Raw genomic sequence first — 15,672 nt, forward strand, 5'->3', positions numbered from 1 at the left:
CCAACGACTTCATGCTTGGAATCCTTTGTTTTGGCAGGATTAATCTCCGAAAACCGGCGGCTGCTTTTCGGAAATCCTGCTCAGGAGAATGATGCGGCGGTGAAGATTTCGCGCTCCGAACCCGGCCTGTTGTTGTCGGCGGCGGTCCATTTGGGCGTGCTGGCGCTTCTGCTCGTCCATTTCTCCCTGGAGCCCAAATTCGAAGACGCCCAGGAGGCCGTGCCCGTCGAAACCATCACCGACGCGCAATTCAGCCAGATCATGAAGGGCGAGAAATCCGCGAAGGAGGTTGCGGCCAAGCCACGGGTGGATCGCGTCGCGCGCGTCGAGGAGCAAAAGCCGACTCCCCCGACGCCTCAGGCGCAGAAGGACGTTCCGGCGCCGCCGCCGCCGCTTAAACGCCTGCCCGATCCTGTCGAGTCGAGCGAACCGCCGCCGCCGCCTCCCGTGCGGCCCGTGGAGCCGAAACCCACGCCCACGCCGAAACCGGCGCCAAAGCCCCCTGAAAAGGCCGAGCCAGAGGAAGAGCCGGAAAAGGACGACGCCGAGCCGGTCAAGCCTCCGCCGCGCCCGAAGCCGCCGGAAAAGAAGGTCGAGACCAAGCCGGAGCCTCCGAAGCCTCCGACTCCGCCGACGCCGCCAAAGCCACAGGAAAAGCCGACGCCAAAACCGCCGAAACTGGATGAGGTCGCCAAGCTTTTGTCGCAGAGCAACGATGGCAAAGCCAACGACAAGCCGAGCGACAAGCCGGCGAAACCGAAATCCGGCGAGGAAAGCAACGCCCGACCCTCTCCGAATCTTTCGGAGGTGTCGAAACTGCTCAGTCATGAGGCGGCGCAATCGCAAGGTTCGGCGGGTCGCGAGGTCAGCCATGCCGCGTCTCTCGGGGCGGCCTCGGGACATGCCGCAAAGATGTCGCCCTCGATGGCCAACGCCTTCGATGGTTTCTTGCGCGAGCGCTACAAACAATGCTGGAACTATCTGTCCTTCTCCGATACGCCGCGCTATGTGCCGAAAATCCGCGTGGCGTTTCGTCAGGATGGATCGCTGGCGGCGACTCCGGTGTTGCTCAATCCTCCGGCTGATCCCGCCGCGCGGTCCTTGGCCGATAGCGCCTTGCGCGCCGTGCGATCGTGCGATCCTATGAAAATTCCAGCGCAATTCGCGCCCTTTTACGAGCAATGGAAGGATTCCACCGTCGCGTTCAATCCGCAGGACTGACATTTGACGCCGTCAAATTTGCTGCGCGCGCCGGACTTAAAAGTTCACGATCCCAACATCCAGGACGAGAGAAATGACCTTTGCCCCCACTCGCCGTAACGTAACTGCCCTGCTGAGCGGACTGGCCGCGGTCCCGTTGTTGCGCGGCTCTGGTCACGCGGAACGTTACATCGACGTTCATGGCGGCGGCGATTTCAAGCCGGTCAATGTCGTCGTCGCGCCCTTCGGCGGCGACAGCGGCGCGGCGATGAGTTCAATCATCGTCAACAATTTCAAGCGTTCCGTCTTCATCAATCCTGTCGAGGGCGGCGACATGGGCGCCGACGCGCCGAACCTGGACGCGGCGCGTTCCGTCAACGCCCAATATGTCGTCACCGGCCGCTCCGGCCGTGGCGACGGGCGGATGAAAACCGAATTCCGGCTTTGGGATGTCGGCTCGGGCGCTCAGGCGTCTGGACAGCAATATGTCACCGACCCCAACAATTCACGCCGGGTCGCCCATATCGTTTCCGACGCCATTTTCTCGAAAATCACCGGTGAGAAGGGCTTTTTCGATACGCGCGTCGCCTTCGTCGACGAGAGCGGCCCGCGCGAGAACCGCCGCAAGCGGTTGTCGATCATGGACCTGGACGGCGCGAACGTTCGGCATTTGACGCGCGGTGACGATCTGGTCGTGACGCCCAGGTTTTCGCCAAATTCCCAGGAACTCACCTATATGGCGTTCGGCTCCGAAGACCCGCGCGTTTTCCTGCTCAACATCGACACCGGCCAGCGCGAAGTCGTGGGCAATTTCCCCGGAATGACCTTTTCGCCGCGTTTCTCGCCGGATGGACAGCGCGTCGTGATGTCGCTGGAGCAGGCTGGCTCCGCGAATCTCTATTCGATGGATCTGCGCACGCGCGCGACGACGCGCCTGACCGATACCGGGGCGATCGACACGTCCCCATCCTATTCGCCGGACGGATCGAAAATCGTGTTCGAATCGGATCGCGGCGGCACCCAGCAAATCTATGTCATGGGGGCGGGGGGAGGCGGCGCCAACCGCATCTCTTTCGGCGCCGGCCGATATTCCACCCCTGTCTGGTCGCCGAAGGGGGACTACATCGCCTTCACCCGCCAGGGCAATGGCGGTTTCGCGATCGGCGTCATGAAGCCCGACGGTTCCGGCGAGCGGATTCTCACCGAAGGGTTCCATAACGAAGGTCCGAGTTGGGCGCCCAACGGTTTGTTCGTCATATTCTTCCGCAATGGCGGGGGCGGCCCGAAGCTGTTCATGAGCGATATTCTGGGCCGCGCCGAGTTCCCCGTGCAGACGCCGGGCTTTGCGTCGGACCCGTCCTGGAGTCCTCTGCTTGGATAGAGCGAGGCTTTCGCCCCATTCTGGCCAGAAACATCTTGTTAACCATGACGTTAAACGTCTCAAATTCGCCGGATTTCGTTACCCGTCATCAAGGTTACGAAAACCTTTGCTTAATGTTCGCAGGCTACGACTGGCGGAAAGCACATTCCGCCAGCCTAGGGAGCGCGTCGGATGAATAGTTTTGGCTCGATGCATGGATTGAAATTCGCCGTGGCGATCGCCGCGGCCTTGGCTTTGGGCGCTTGCTCCAAGAACCCGACTGATCTCGATAGTCTCAACGGATCGGGCGCGGGCGGTTCTGGCGGCGTCGGCGCCGCCGGGTCCGCCCGGCCTGGTTCGACCCAGGATTTCGTCGTGAATGTCGGCGATCGCGTCTTCTTCGACAGCGATTCGTCCGAGATCAACGGCGCGGGCCAGGCCACGCTGGACAAGCAGGCGAATTGGCTCAACCAATACAGAAGCTACGCCTTCACCGTCGAGGGTCATGCGGACGAACGCGGCACCCGCGAGTATAATTTCGCGCTTGGCGCCCGCCGCGCCGAGTCGGCAAAAAACTATCTCGTCGCCCGCGGCGTCTCGGCTTCGCGCATCAAGACGATTTCATACGGCAAGGAGCGTCCTGTCGCCGTTTGCGACGATATTTCCTGCTGGTCGCAGAATCGCCGCGCCGTGACCGTGCTGAAACCCGGCAGTTGACCGGCCGATTGACTCAAATAGCCTGCCCGATAAGGAAATCCGACGCTTCGGCGTCGGAATTTTTCGTTGCGCGTTTCTCGGCCCGCAAAAGCCATTTTTCGTGCTTATCGCAACGCGAGCTATGATAAATTTCAGCGAGTCAAACTTGAGCCGAGGATGGAATGGGACGATTTGAACCCAGGGCGAATCTTCGCGCCGGCTGGCGGCCGGTTGCGGCTTCGATCGTTTTGGCCCTCATGGCCACGACGACCTGCGCGCAAAATTATGAGCGGCCGCCCGCCGATATCGAGGAGCGCGGTTCCGGAGGCGCCGACGCGGGCGAAAGCATCCGCGTGGACCGTCTGGAGTCGCAGGTGCGCGCTCTGAACGGCCAAGTCGAGCAATTGCAGTATCAGACCAAACGCCTGGAAGAGATGCTTCGCAAGTTCCAGATGGACGTGGACGCGCGTTTTCAGGACCATGGCGGGCGTCAGCCGCAGGCGCCGCAACGCCGTTCGGATAGTCAGGACCAGCCGCCGTCGCCTCAAGACGCGCTGAACCAACCCGCGACGAACGCTCCGCCGCCCGCGGTAAGCGAGGGGCGCCGCCGCGATGCATTCGATCCGTCGCTTCAGAATGGGGCGGCCGGCGCGCCAAGAGAGCTGGGCTCGCCGAACTCGGCCAGCAAGCCTCTTCGCGCCGACGGTCGCGATCCGACGGCGCCGATGGACATCAGTCCCGCAAACGGACGTGTCGCGACACCGGCGGCTTCGCCGCCCCAAGCCGCGATGGCCCCGGCCGATCCGGTGAAGGCGGATTTCGACGCCGCCGCCGAGTTGCTGAACGCTCAACGATACGACGCCGCGCAGCAGGCGTTTTCGAGCTTCCTGCAGAAGCATCCGGGCACACGCTACAACGCGCCCGCGATCTATCATTTTGGCGAAAGCTATTATTTTCAAAATCGGCATCGCGAGGCGGCCGAGCAGTTCCTGAAGATTGCGACCGATTATTCCAAGAGCAGCGTCGCGCCCGGCGCGATGGTTAAATTGGGTGTTTCGCTCAATGCGCTGGGGGCGAAAGAGCAGGCTTGCGCGTTCTTCGCCGAGGTTCCGCACAAATACCCCAATGCGTCGGCGTCCGAAAAACAGGCGGCCGCGCGCGAGGCGAAAAAGGCCGCCTGTTGAGCGACGACGAAGCCGCTTTGGAACCGGCGAAGCTGTTTTCCGCGCTCGCGCCCGGCTCCAAACTTCTGCTCGCGGTGTCCGGCGGTCCCGATTCCATGGCGCTGCTGCGCCTAGCGGCGGCTTGGCGAGACGGTTCGCGGCGAGACGGTTCCTTGACGCCCCCGGCTCTGGCGGCCGCCACGGTCGATCATGGCCTGAGGCCCGAAAGCGCGGCCGAGGCGGAAAAAGTCGCCGAATGGTCTCGAGCGCTGGGCATACCGCATCGGATTCTGCTCTGGAGCGGCGAGAAGCCGACCACTGGCGTGCAGGAGCGCGCCCGGAGCGCGCGCTACCACCTGCTGTGTCAACACCTGCGCGAGATTGACGCCGAGGCTGTGGCGACGGCGCATCATGCCGACGATCAATGGGAAACCGTGATGATGCGGTTGTCGCGCGGCAGCGGCATCGCTGGCTTGGCCGGAATGTCGGGCGATCAGGAAGTTTTTGGCGGACGGCTTGTCCGGCCGCTGCTTCAGGTGTCCAAAGCGACATTGGTCGATTATTGCCGCCGCCACGGGCAGGCGTTTTTCAACGATCCATCAAATGAAGATCCCCGATTTGAGCGGTCGAAATGGCGGGAGCTTGCGGCGCCGTTGCACCGCCTCGGTTTGACGCGAGAGCGCGCTGCGCGGCTGTGCGCGCGGGCTGAAAAATTTGATCACGCTCTCGAATGGGCTGCGACACGTTTTTTTTCAAAGGTCGAAATTTCGAACGAAAAAAATGCCTATGATCTGTCGGCCGCCGAGGATACGCCACAGGCGATCATGGAATATTTCCTGCAAGACGCGTTGTCCAAGGCCGCCGGGGCGCCGCCGGCGCGCCTAGAGCGCCTGGAGGATTTCGCGAGGAGACTGGGCCTTGCGCTCCGGGCAGGGACCGAGCTTCGCGCGACCCTGGGAGGCTGCACGCTTGCCCTGAACAGAAGCAAACGGTTGAGAATCGCTTTGGAACCCGAGCGCAAACGGGGACTTTAGCGCGCGAAGCAGTCCGCCTTCCCTTGGCAAGTGGAACCTGGGCAACTACATTGATGTTTCTCCGCGACCGGCGCGCTTCCATCGACCGGGAAGGTTACGCAAGAAAGAGATGAATCCAAATTTCCGCAATTTCGCCCTTTGGGTGATCATCGTTCTGCTTGTCGTGGCTCTCGTGGTGCTGTTCCAGAAGCCCAGCGAGCGCGCGCCCGCGCAGGAAATCAACTACAGCCAGCTCCTGGCCGACGCCGATCAGGGGCGCATCAAGGACGTGACGATTTCCGGCGCTGAGATCACCGGGCATTACAGCGACGGCAAGTCGTTCTCTATCTATTCGCCCAACGATCCCAGTCTGGTTCAGACGCTGAACAAGAAGGGCGTCCAGATTACCGCGCGTCCGCCTTCGGACGGCAACAATTGGCTGGTGACGCTCCTCGTCAATGGCCTTCCGCTGATCGCCTTCATCGGCATGTGGATTTTCCTGTCCCGGCAGATGCAAGGCGCGGGAGGCAAGGCCATGGGGTTTGGCAAGTCAAAAGCCAAGCTCTTGACCGAGGCGCATGGTCGCGTGACCTTCGAGGACGTCGCCGGCGTGGACGAGGCCAAGGAAGACCTGGAGGAAATCGTAGAATTTCTGCGCGATCCCCAGAAATTCCAGCGCCTCGGCGGACGCATCCCGCGCGGCGTGCTGCTGGTCGGCCCGCCGGGCACGGGCAAGACGCTGCTGGCGCGCGCGATCGCGGGCGAAGCCAATGTGCCGTTCTTCACGATTTCCGGATCGGATTTCGTTGAAATGTTCGTCGGCGTCGGCGCGAGCCGCGTGCGCGACATGTTCGAGCAGGCCAAGAAGAACGCGCCCTGCATCATCTTCATCGACGAAATCGATGCGGTTGGCCGTCATCGCGGCGCTGGCCTCGGCGGCGGCAACGACGAACGCGAGCAGACGCTGAATCAGCTGCTGGTCGAAATGGACGGCTTTGAAGCCAATGAAGGCATCATTCTCATCGCCGCGACCAACCGCCCGGACGTTCTCGATCCGGCGCTGCTCAGGCCCGGCCGTTTCGATCGCCAGATCGTCGTGCCCAATCCCGATGTCATCGGCCGCGAGAAAATCCTGCGGGTGCATGCGCGCAAGGTTCCGTTGTCGCCCGATGTCGACCTCAAGGTCATCGCGCGGGGCACCCCCGGTTTCTCCGGCGCGGATCTGATGAACCTCGTCAACGAGGCGGCCCTCCTGGCGGCGCGGCGCGGCAAGCGCGTCGTCACGAAGGACGAGTTCGAAGACGCCAAGGACAAGATCATGATGGGCGCGGAGCGCCGCACCATGGTCATGACCGAACAGGAAAAGCTGCTCACGGCCTACCACGAGGGCGGCCACGCCATCGTTGCGCTCAATGTCGCGGCGACCGATCCGGTTCACAAGGCGACGATCATCCCGCGCGGTCGCGCGCTCGGCATGGTCATGCAGCTGCCGGAGCGTGACAAGCTGTCGATGAGCTTCGAACAGATGACGTCGCGTTTGGCTGTGCTGATGGGTGGCCGCGTCTCCGAGGAAGTCATTTTCGGCAAGGACAAGGTCACCTCCGGCGCCCAAAGCGATATCGAACAGGCGACCAAGCTTGCTCGAGCGATGGTGACGCGCTGGGGCTTTTCCGACGAACTCGGGACAGTGATGTACGGGGAGAACCAGGAAGAGGTGTTCCTCGGCTACTCCATGGGGCGTCAGCAGAACATCTCGGAGGCCACTTCGCAGAAGATCGACAGCGAAGTCCGTCGGCTCGTCGAGGCCGGACAGGCCGAGGCGCGCAAGATCATCACCGAGAAGCGCGACAATCTGGAGGCTTTGGCCAAGGGATTGCTCGAATACGAAACCCTGTCGGGAGATGAGATCCGCAACCTCCTTGAGGGTATTCCCCCTGTGCGCGAGAGTGACGAGCCGCCGACAACGCCGCGTCGTTCCGCCGTCCCGGCTGCGGGGAAAGCAAACTGGGGGGCGCCGGACGCCGACCCCGGTCTCGCGCCAGCTCCGCAATCCTGACCGGTTCATCTGGTTCAACGGGCGGCTTTGCCGCCCGTTGACGTTTAGGGAGGCTGTCCCTGTAAAACCTGTTCACGAAATGTGAATGGGAGCCTTCCGCATCTAGTATATATTCGCTGAAAATTTCTGGAGATTCGCAAATATGAGCCGCAAGTTTTTCGGCACGGACGGCATTCGCGGCCTCGCCAACAAAGTCATCACGCCGGACCTGGCGCTGAAGGTCGGGCAGGCAGCCGGCATCGTATTCCAGACGGGCGATTATCGGCACCGTGTTGTTATCGGCAAGGACACGCGGCTCTCCGGTTACATGATCGAATACGCCATGGTCGCCGGTTTCACTTCCGTGGGCATGGACGTTCTTCTGCTTGGCCCGATGCCGACGCCGGCGGTGGCCATGTTGACCCGCTCGATGCGCGCGGATCTCGGCGTCATGATTTCCGCGTCTCACAATGCTTTCGAGGACAACGGCATCAAATTGTTTGGTCCCCAGGGATTCAAGCTGTCCGACGAGGTCGAACGGCAGATCGAGGTCCTGATGGAGTCCGATCTCGGTTCGAAACTCGCGACCTCCTCCAGTCTCGGTCGCGCACGTCGCGTGGATGACGTTCGCGCCCGCTATGTCGAATTCGCCAAGCACACCTTGCCGCGCAACATGTCATTCGAAGGCATGCGCGTGGTGATCGACTGCGCCAATGGCGCGGCCTACAAGGTGGCGCCGGAAGCCCTGTGGGAGCTGGGCGCCGAGGTTTTTTCGGTCGGCGTCGATCCCGACGGATTCAACATCAACCGCAATGTCGGCTCGACCGCGCCGCAAGCCCTCGCGCAAAAGGTGCGCGAACTGCGCGCCGACATCGGTATTGCCCTTGATGGCGACGCCGACCGGGTTCTGATCGTCGATGAACATGGCCATCTTGTTGACGGCGACCAACTTATGGCTGTTGTCGCGCAGGACTGGCGAGAGGACGGAAAATTGTCGCGACCCGGGATCGTCGCGACCGTGATGTCCAATCTCGGACTGGAGCGCTATCTCGCCTCTCTCGGCTTGTCGCTGGCGCGGACGCCGGTGGGCGACCGCTACGTGCTCGAGCACATGCGCGAGCATGGCTATAACGTCGGCGGCGAGCAATCCGGACACATGATCCTGTCCGATTATTGCACGACGGGCGATGGTCTGGTGGCTGCGATGCAGGTGATGGCGGTCGTCAAACGGCGCGGCAAGCCGGTTTCGGAAGTCTGCCACGCGTTCGATCCCTTGCCGCAAATCCTGAAAAACGTCCGTTTCAAGGGCGGAAAGCCCTTGGAGACGGCCTCGGTGGCGAAGGCGATCCAGGCGGCCAAGGACAAGCTTGGCGGCGAGGGGCGACTGGTGATCCGTCCCTCCGGCACGGAGCCTGTGATTCGCGTCATGGCCGAGGGGGATGACCGGGCCTTGGTCGAGAGCATCGTGGACGATGTCTGCGAAGCGGTCGCCGCCGCCGCCTAGAGCATGATCGCAAAAAGTGGACACCGGTTTTTGGAAAAGATCGTGCGAAAACAAAGAGTCTAGAGCACGGATGCGTTTCCGTGTAAGCCATGCCTGCGGGTCGGCGTCGTTGAGCTTGCAGCTCTCGACCGGCGTGAAGACCGCTGCGGCCCTATGGCCCCGGCGTCGGAACCGGCGAACGTCCAGTCGCGGCGCCCGACCGCTATGCCTCTCAGGGGGCGCTCGGCGGCGTCATTGGTCAGGCAGACGCGGCCGTCGTCAAGGAAACGCGTGAACGCGACCCGTCGCGACAGGCGGTAATAGATGTCCTTGGCGAGATCGGTCTTGGCCGAGAGCTTCGCGCGCTGCTCGGTCAGGCACACACGCAAGTCCTCGACGAGGATCGTGTCCCCGTGCGTGGTGTAGGACGACGGGAGAAAGCCGCTTGCGAAGCGCGCTCCCGGTAGCGCCGCAGCCAACGTTCGCGCATGACTTGCGAGTGTTGCCATCGCTTCATCGCGCTCTATATCTCCAAGGCGCACACCTTGCATATTTCTATCCAAATCAGCGCGGCGCGTCATGACTCGAAGCAGGCGCCGTATGCGGTAGCGCCGCACGTAAGGATCTGAGGGGGTGTGGGGAAACTCACGTCCCCACCGTGACCGTCCTGTTGTGCAACGCGGTTCCGGTCAGCAACGTCGCGCTCGACCGCTGACTCAGAAATTGACGAGATAGCGCTCGGTCTCCACGGGAGTCACCTGCGCTTCGACAAAATCGATTTCGCGCTCGGCTTGGCGCACCAGGATCGTCAACCTATCCTCGCCGATCACCCGCTTCAGGAACTCGGACCCCTTGGCGAGCGCCACCGCATGGCTCAAATCGCGCGGCAGCGCCGGCAGATCGGGACGTTCGTAGGCGTTGCCCTCCACCGGCGGGGTCGGTTCCAGCCGCTGTTCGATTCCGTCCAGGCCGGCGGCGATTTCGGTCGCCAACAGATAATAGGGGTTGGCGTCGGCGGCGCCGTCGCGCTTCTCGATGCGCACTTGATGGCTCTTGCCTTCGATGACGCGCAAAGCCGCCGTGCGGTTATCGACGCCCCAACTGACGTTGGTCGGGCAGAAGGTGGACGGGCGGCGGCGGCGGAAGGCGTTGGGCGTCGTCGAAGCGGCGAGCGAGGCCTCGGCGATGCGCTTTTCCAGCCCGGCGAGGAAATGACGGCCGGTTTTCGACAGCCGGCCGGAATCGGCGAACAGATTCTGGCCATTCTTCCACAGCGAATAATGGGTATGGAAGCCGCTGCCGGATTGATCGATGAAGGGCTTGGCCATGAAGGTGGCGAGAGACCCGTGGCGGGCGGCGATCTGTTTGATGGCGCTGCGAAACAGCACGACGCGGTCGGCGCTGGTCAGCGCGTCGGCATGGCGGATGTTAACCTCGACCTGGCCCGGCGCGTATTCGGGGTTGGACTGCTCGATGGGAATGCCGATCGCCTCCAGATGATTGCGGATCGGCCCGATGACCGGCTCGAGCTCGGCCGCGCGGTCGATGCCGTAAAGCGAGATGCCGTTGCCGCGCGGGCGCTTCGTCTCCGGATCGAGCAGATAGAATTCGAGTTCGGTTCCGACTTCGACAGTGATCCCGAGCGCGGCGGCGCGCTCGATCTGGGTCAACAGCGCGCCGCGCGGGTCGATCGGCACCGGGCCGTGGTCGAGCGCTTCGGCGCGCCCGAGCACGATCGCCACCCCCGGCTCCCACGGCGTCGCCGCCGGCGCGGCGAGCGGAAACAGGTGCATGTCGACATAGCCGTTGGCGAGAGAACAATAGGGCGTGTCCCAGATGTCGCTGGTCATGTCCATGGCGAAGATGGCGGCGCAGATCGCATTGCCTTCTTCGCAGGTCGCGGCCCAGTTGCTGGCGGGGATGCGCTTGCCGCGCATCGCGCCGTTGACGTCGCCAACTCCGAGAACGACCGTATGCGTTCCCTCAGGAAGCGGAAAGACCGAAGAAGACATCACAAACCCCTTAGCGCGCTCTTTTGATAAAGGCGATAATAACTATCGACTATGCATGATAGGCCTGCTCTCGCAAGGTTGTCGAGCGGTCCGCGGGTTCTAGGCTTATCGGGAAGGCGCAGCGGGGACCTTGCTCCCGAGGCGGATAAACGTTTTCGAGATCACCCCGGACGGCGAAATCGTCTGGGATTTTGCAAATCCCTATAAGACCAACGGCGAAAGCCACGGCCATCCCGTTCTGAATCCGCAGGTCTGTCGCGCCCAGGCGGTTTCCTATGAATGGGGGCCGGAGGGAACGCCCCATGCCGAGAAGGCGATCACGGCTCCCCTCCTGTCCCAATTCCGGAGTCCTGCGGCGAAATGACCCAATATATTATGCCATCTTAACGGGCGGATTAATATTGTTATAGTTGCCCGATTGTTCATTCAGCGTCCACGGGACTCTGGAGGGTCCGTCTTTGAACCTTGCCTCGATCTGAAAAAGCTTCAACCTGTTCCTGGAGGTCAAATTCATGGCTCTCTCCCGACATGCCCAAGCCCCCTACGGCGCCGAAAAACGCGCCGAACGTCCTGCTGGTCCTCCTGGAGGACGTGGGCTTTGATGCGACATCGACCATGGGCGGTCCGGTTTCGCCCCCCCGCGCTGGAAAAACGCGCCAGCGGCGGCCTTCGCTACAACCCGTTCCATGTCAACGCGCTGTGCTCGCCGACGTGGTCATGTCGGCATCCTCACGATCGCGCTGGTTTCAATCGGCATGGAGCTGTTTTTGCGCGCGCTGCAAAAAGCAATCGTCCCCTGGCAGGGTCACGAATGGAGCGCGCGCTGCTCTAGCTCTTGAGCGCGCGGGCCAAATTCGCGAAATCCTCCGGCGGTTCGCTCTCGAACAGAAGCTCTTCGCCGGTGATCGGATGTTCGAAACCGAGCGCGCGCGCGTGCAGCGCTTGCCGGTCCAGGGTCGTCAGGGCGGCGCGCGCGGCCTCGGGCAATTGTGACGCCTTGGTCTTGAAGCCGGCGCCATAGGTCTTGTCGCCGAGCAGCGGATGGCCGATGTGGGCCATGTGAACGCGGATCTGATGGGTGCGGCCCGTCTCCAATTGGCAGGCGATCAGGCTGGCGATAGGCTTGCCGTCGCGGTCCTTGCTGAATGTTTCGATGACCCGCCAATGCGTTATGGCTTCACGTCCGCGCGCCTCCGGGACAACGGCCATTTTCTCGCGCTGGATCGCGTGACGCCCAAGCGGCGCGTCAACAATTCCGCTCTGCCGATCGGGCGCGCCCCAAACCAGGGCCAGATATTCGCGGGTCAAGGAGAGACTGCGTCCATGGTCGGCAAAGAGTCGGGATAGCCGGTGATGCGCGGCATCGGTCTTGGCGACCACCAATAGTCCTGACGTGTCCTTGTCGAGTCGGTGCACGATGCCCGGCCTCTTGACGCCGCCAATGCCGGAAAGCGTATCGCCGCAATGCGCGATCAGGGCATTGACCAGCGTCCCCGTCTCATTGCCGGCGCCTGGGTGAACGACAAGGCCCGCCGGCTTGTCGAGTACGACGATATGGTCGTCCTCGAAGACGATGTTAAGCGCAATCGCCTCACCCAGCGGCTCCGCCGGCGTCGCATCCGGAACCTCGATGACAATGATTTGGCCGGCGCGAATTTTCAGTTTGGCCTGGGTCGCCTTGGCGCCGTCCACGGTCACACTGCCGCCATCGATGAGCGCTTGAATGCGGGTGCGCGAAAGGCTCTCGGCCTGCACCACGGCTTGGGCGCTCAGAAATTGGTCCAGGCGCTGCGTCGCCCCGGTCGCGTCGACTTCGATCTCGATCCTTGTTGTCATGACATCGATAGAACGGTCCGCGAAAAGATTGTAAAGCCCACATATGAGAAAAACAGCTGTCGTCATCGGCGCCGGTCCCGCGGGACTGAGCGCCGCCGAATGCCTGGCCCAAGCCGGCGTCAAGACTCATGTCTACGAGCGCATGTCGAGTCCGGCCCGAAAATTCCTCATGGCGGGGCGGGGTGGCCTGAACCTGACGCATTCGGAGGAGTTTTCCCGCTTCATCACCCGCTATGGCGACGCCGCGACGAAGATCGCGCCCTTTTTGCATGATTTCGGGCCTGAGCGCCTGCGCGAATGGTGCGCCGGCCTGGGGGAGGAAACGTTTGTTGGCTCCAGCGGAAGGGTTTTTCCCAAGAGCTTCAAGACCTCGCCCCTTCTGCGGGCGTGGTTGCGACGCCTTGCCGGCCTGGACGTCGAATTTCATCTTCGTCACCGGTTTGATCATTTCGAGGACCAAAAGGCATGTTTCGAGGGGCCTGATGGCGTTCAGTTCGTGCAAGCCGACGTTTTCGTATTGGCGCTTGGCGGCGCCTCCTGGCCTCGGCTCGGCGCTGACGGCGGCTGGGTCGAACCGCTGAAGGCCATCGGCTTGAACGCGACGCCCTTGAGCCCCGCCAATTCAGGATTCGTGATCGCGTGGTCCGACGAAATCACCAGCAGGTTCGCGGGCCAGCCGTTGAAAAACATCCGTCTGTCCCTGGGAGATCAAACCGCGCGAGGGGAATGCGTGGTGACCCGTCGCGGGCTGGAAGGCGGCGTTGTCTATGGCTTTTCGCATCACATCGACAGCCTGCTGCGCGCCGGCGCAACGGCGGATGTCCGGCTTGACCTGCGGCCGGATCTCTCGCTTGAAGCGCTTGCAACCCGGCTGGCGCGCCCGCGCGGCAAGGCGAGCACGTCGAATTTTCTGCGCAAGGCGGCCCATCTCGAACCGGTCGCGATCGCGCTGCTTCGGGAATCCGGCCCGCCGCCGTCCGACGCGGTTGAACTCGCCATGCGCATCAAGTCGCTGCCTCTGGCGGTAAAGGGCGTTGCCGGCCTCGACCGCGCTATATCGACCGCAGGCGGCGTCATGTGGGACGCCCTCGACGACAGACTGATGGCCAAGGCCTTTCCGGGGCTGTTCGTCGCCGGCGAGATGATTGACTGGGAGGCGCCGACGGGCGGTTATCTTCTGACGGCCTGTTTCGCCACCGGCCGAGCGGCGGGCGCCGCCGCCGCGCAATGGCTTAAAGAGTCAGCGTCACGCTGACCGGCGCGTGATCGGAAGGGCGCTCCCAACCGCGCGCTTCCTTGAAAATCTCCAGACTGGTGAGATTGTCGCCTAATCTGTTCGAGACCCAGACGTGATCGAGTCGCCGGCCCTTGTCGGCCTTGGCCCAATCCGGCGACCGATAACTCCACCACGTGTAAAGTTTTTCGGTCATCGGCGTGAAACGGCGCAGGGCGTCCACCCACGCGCCATCGTTCAGGATCGCCTTGAGCTTGTCGGTTTCGACAGGCGTGTGGCTGACGACGTTGAGCAGCGCCTTATGGCTCCAGACGTCGTGCTCATGGGGCGCGACGTTGAAATCGCCAACCAGAATGGTGTCGGCCTTGGCCAAGGCGTCCGATTGAGTCCAGCCATGGAACTCATCGAGAAATGCGAGCTTGTGCGCGAATTTCACATTGACGGCCGGATCAGGCTCGTCGCCGCCTGCGGGAATGTAAAAATTGTGCAGATGAATTGATCGGTCGCCCACGGTGAACGCGGCGCCGATATGGCGCGCGTCGCCCTTGTCGCAAAAATCCCGACGGAGCGCCTCGCTCAGGGGGAGGCGCGATGCGATCGCGACGCCGTGATAGCCCTTCTGGCCATTGACGAGAATATGCTCGTAGCCCGCTTGCCGCAGGGCGGAGAGCGGAAATTCACTGTCGCGACACTTGGTTTCCTGAAAGCAAATAATGTCAGGCGAATGTTTGGCGAGGAAATCGATAACCAAGCCGATGCGCAGTCGGATGGAATTTATGTTCCAGGTGGTGATCTTGACGTTCACATAAAACTCCAGCCCTGGCGCTGGATGTCGCCACGCGAGACCGGCGCCGCTCATGATGTTGTTTGGGGTTATTCGGAAAAGAGGCCTTCGCTCGGGATGTGAAACAGGCTCGGACTGGGTATGGTGGCGCGATCGATGTTGTGCAGGACCACGAGCGTTTCATATCCTTGCGGATCCTTGACAGCCCATTGCGTCAAGTTAAAATTCTTCATGTCGAAGGACAGGCGGATCGTTGAAGTGCCGCCAAAGGTCGTCGAGTCTTCAAGGCTGATGACGGTTTTGTCTTTCGTTAGCGCCACGTCGGTAATCTTGACGTCTTTTTTCAGGCGCAGATCGTTCTTGAGCAAGAATTTCAACGGTGTCTGTTCGATGAAATAGAGTTCCTGCGTCTTGAGCTTGCGGTCGCGTATAGCGACCGATACGCCATCGGCGATGATCTCCATCGTCGCCGGTTGAGCATATTCAAACCGCATCCGTCCCGGCTTGACCACGTAAAGCTTGCCTTCGGCGCGGCGACCATCCTGGCCCGTCTGGACAAAGTCCGCCGTCATGACGCGTGAGGAATTGAAATAATCGTCGGCCATTTGAATGGCGACCTCGGGATCGCTGATCGCCGATATTTCCGGCTTGACGACTTTTACTTCCGGCTTGACGACTTTCTTCTCTACCGTCTTGCTGGCTTGCGCGAAAACCGGCTCCACGACCGGCGACAGCGCCAGGCCGCACAAGAGGATAGCCATGCTGAGTTTCATGAAACGGACCTTCGACCCGAGGTGGCCGGCTGTGCAGAGGCTCAAGGCCTTGAAGGGTTATGGATCAAGGAGGCGCCACGACG

The 15,672-nt window shown here is 62.0% G+C and carries 12 protein-coding genes and 1 pseudogene; 8 read left to right on the top strand and 5 right to left on the bottom strand.

Annotated features, from left to right (window positions below; translation table 11 throughout):
• Positions 1 to 99 precede the first annotated feature (99 nt).
• The 7 genes from CCR94_RS06850 (at position 100) to glmM (ending at position 8,971) form a co-directional block, all read left to right on the top strand.
• Positions 100 to 1,221, top strand: coding sequence for a cell envelope biogenesis protein TolA (locus CCR94_RS06850; protein ID WP_104507134.1), 1,122 nt, complete (start codon positions 100 to 102; stop codon positions 1,219 to 1,221).
• 73 nt (positions 1,222 to 1,294) lie between these two features.
• Complete coding sequence (gene tolB, locus CCR94_RS06855) at positions 1,295 to 2,581, top strand: Tol-Pal system beta propeller repeat protein TolB (protein WP_104507135.1); 1,287 nt, start codon at positions 1,295 to 1,297, stop codon at positions 2,579 to 2,581.
• A 171-nt stretch (positions 2,582 to 2,752) separates the two neighbouring features.
• The gene (gene pal, locus CCR94_RS06860) at positions 2,753 to 3,277 is read left to right on the top strand and encodes a peptidoglycan-associated lipoprotein Pal (RefSeq protein ID WP_104507136.1); all 525 of its coding nucleotides are present in this window, start codon (positions 2,753 to 2,755) and stop codon (positions 3,275 to 3,277) included.
• A 161-nt stretch (positions 3,278 to 3,438) separates the two neighbouring features.
• Entirely contained in the window at positions 3,439 to 4,440 is a 1,002-nt protein-coding gene (ybgF, locus tag CCR94_RS06865; RefSeq protein ID WP_104507137.1) for a tol-pal system protein YbgF, read from the top strand.
• Between the two features lie 17 nt (positions 4,441 to 4,457).
• Positions 4,458 to 5,453, top strand: coding sequence for a tRNA lysidine(34) synthetase TilS (gene tilS, locus CCR94_RS06870; protein ID WP_275112806.1), 996 nt, complete (start codon positions 4,458 to 4,460; stop codon positions 5,451 to 5,453).
• Between the two features lie 109 nt (positions 5,454 to 5,562).
• Positions 5,563 to 7,488, top strand: a complete 1,926-nt coding sequence (gene ftsH, locus CCR94_RS06875; protein WP_104507139.1) for an ATP-dependent zinc metalloprotease FtsH — start codon at positions 5,563 to 5,565, stop codon at positions 7,486 to 7,488.
• Positions 7,489 to 7,630: 142 nt separating this feature from the next.
• The gene (glmM, locus tag CCR94_RS06880; RefSeq protein WP_104507140.1) at positions 7,631 to 8,971 is read left to right on the top strand and encodes a phosphoglucosamine mutase; all 1,341 of its coding nucleotides are present in this window, start codon (positions 7,631 to 7,633) and stop codon (positions 8,969 to 8,971) included.
• 84 nt (positions 8,972 to 9,055) lie between these two features.
• Here glmM and CCR94_RS25915 read toward each other — a convergent pair.
• The 3 genes and pseudogenes from CCR94_RS25915 to CCR94_RS06905 all read right to left on the bottom strand — a co-directional run.
• A pseudogene (locus CCR94_RS25915) lies at positions 9,056 to 9,351 on the bottom strand (IS66 family transposase); the annotation flags it as partial.
• A 315-nt stretch (positions 9,352 to 9,666) separates the two neighbouring features.
• Positions 9,667 to 10,962: a glutamine synthetase family protein gene (locus CCR94_RS06890; protein ID WP_104507142.1), complete on the bottom strand. Its 1,296-nt coding sequence runs from the start codon at positions 10,960 to 10,962 to the stop codon at positions 9,667 to 9,669.
• A gap of 828 nt (positions 10,963 to 11,790) precedes the next feature.
• A complete protein-coding gene (locus CCR94_RS06905) occupies positions 11,791 to 12,798 on the bottom strand; it encodes an RluA family pseudouridine synthase (protein ID WP_104507144.1) in 1,008 nt (335 codons plus the stop codon).
• Between the two features lie 43 nt (positions 12,799 to 12,841).
• Between CCR94_RS06905 and CCR94_RS06910 the strand changes: the two genes are divergently transcribed.
• Complete coding sequence (locus CCR94_RS06910; protein ID WP_104507145.1) at positions 12,842 to 14,053, top strand: TIGR03862 family flavoprotein; 1,212 nt, start codon at positions 12,842 to 12,844, stop codon at positions 14,051 to 14,053.
• Here the strand turns inward: CCR94_RS06910 and xth are convergent.
• Both xth and CCR94_RS06920 read right to left on the bottom strand, forming a co-directional pair.
• Complete coding sequence (xth, locus tag CCR94_RS06915) at positions 14,031 to 14,837, bottom strand: exodeoxyribonuclease III (protein ID WP_244593965.1); 807 nt, start codon at positions 14,835 to 14,837, stop codon at positions 14,031 to 14,033. The two genes, CCR94_RS06910 and xth, sit on opposite strands and share 23 nt — an antisense overlap.
• A 68-nt stretch (positions 14,838 to 14,905) precedes the next feature.
• Positions 14,906 to 15,577, bottom strand: a complete 672-nt coding sequence (locus tag CCR94_RS06920) for an outer-membrane lipoprotein carrier protein LolA (protein WP_244593966.1) — start codon at positions 15,575 to 15,577, stop codon at positions 14,906 to 14,908.
• Positions 15,578 to 15,672 lie beyond the last annotated feature (95 nt).

Origin of the sequence: Rhodoblastus sphagnicola, assembly GCF_002937075.1 — a bacterium.
Classification (GTDB): domain Bacteria; phylum Pseudomonadota; class Alphaproteobacteria; order Rhizobiales; family Beijerinckiaceae; genus Rhodoblastus; species Rhodoblastus sphagnicola.

Excerpts from the sequence above, each read along its gene's own strand:
- glmM (WP_104507140.1), top strand. The coding sequence starts at position 7,631 with ATGAGCCGCAAGTTTTTCGGCACGGACGGCATTCGCGGCCTCGCCAAC.
- ftsH (WP_104507139.1), top strand. The coding sequence starts at position 5,563 with ATGAATCCAAATTTCCGCAATTTCGCCCTTTGGGTGATCATCGTTCTG.
- CCR94_RS06905 (WP_104507144.1), bottom strand. The coding sequence starts at position 12,798 with ATGACAACAAGGATCGAGATCGAAGTCGACGCGACCGGGGCGACGCAG.
- tolB (WP_104507135.1), top strand. The coding sequence starts at position 1,295 with ATGACCTTTGCCCCCACTCGCCGTAACGTAACTGCCCTGCTGAGCGGA.
- CCR94_RS06920 (WP_244593966.1), bottom strand. The coding sequence starts at position 15,577 with ATGGCTATCCTCTTGTGCGGCCTGGCGCTGTCGCCGGTCGTGGAGCCG.
- CCR94_RS06890 (WP_104507142.1), bottom strand. The coding sequence starts at position 10,962 with ATGTCTTCTTCGGTCTTTCCGCTTCCTGAGGGAACGCATACGGTCGTT.
- CCR94_RS06910 (WP_104507145.1), top strand. The coding sequence starts at position 12,842 with ATGAGAAAAACAGCTGTCGTCATCGGCGCCGGTCCCGCGGGACTGAGC.
- pal (WP_104507136.1), top strand. The coding sequence starts at position 2,753 with ATGAATAGTTTTGGCTCGATGCATGGATTGAAATTCGCCGTGGCGATC.
- ybgF (WP_104507137.1), top strand. The coding sequence starts at position 3,439 with ATGGGACGATTTGAACCCAGGGCGAATCTTCGCGCCGGCTGGCGGCCG.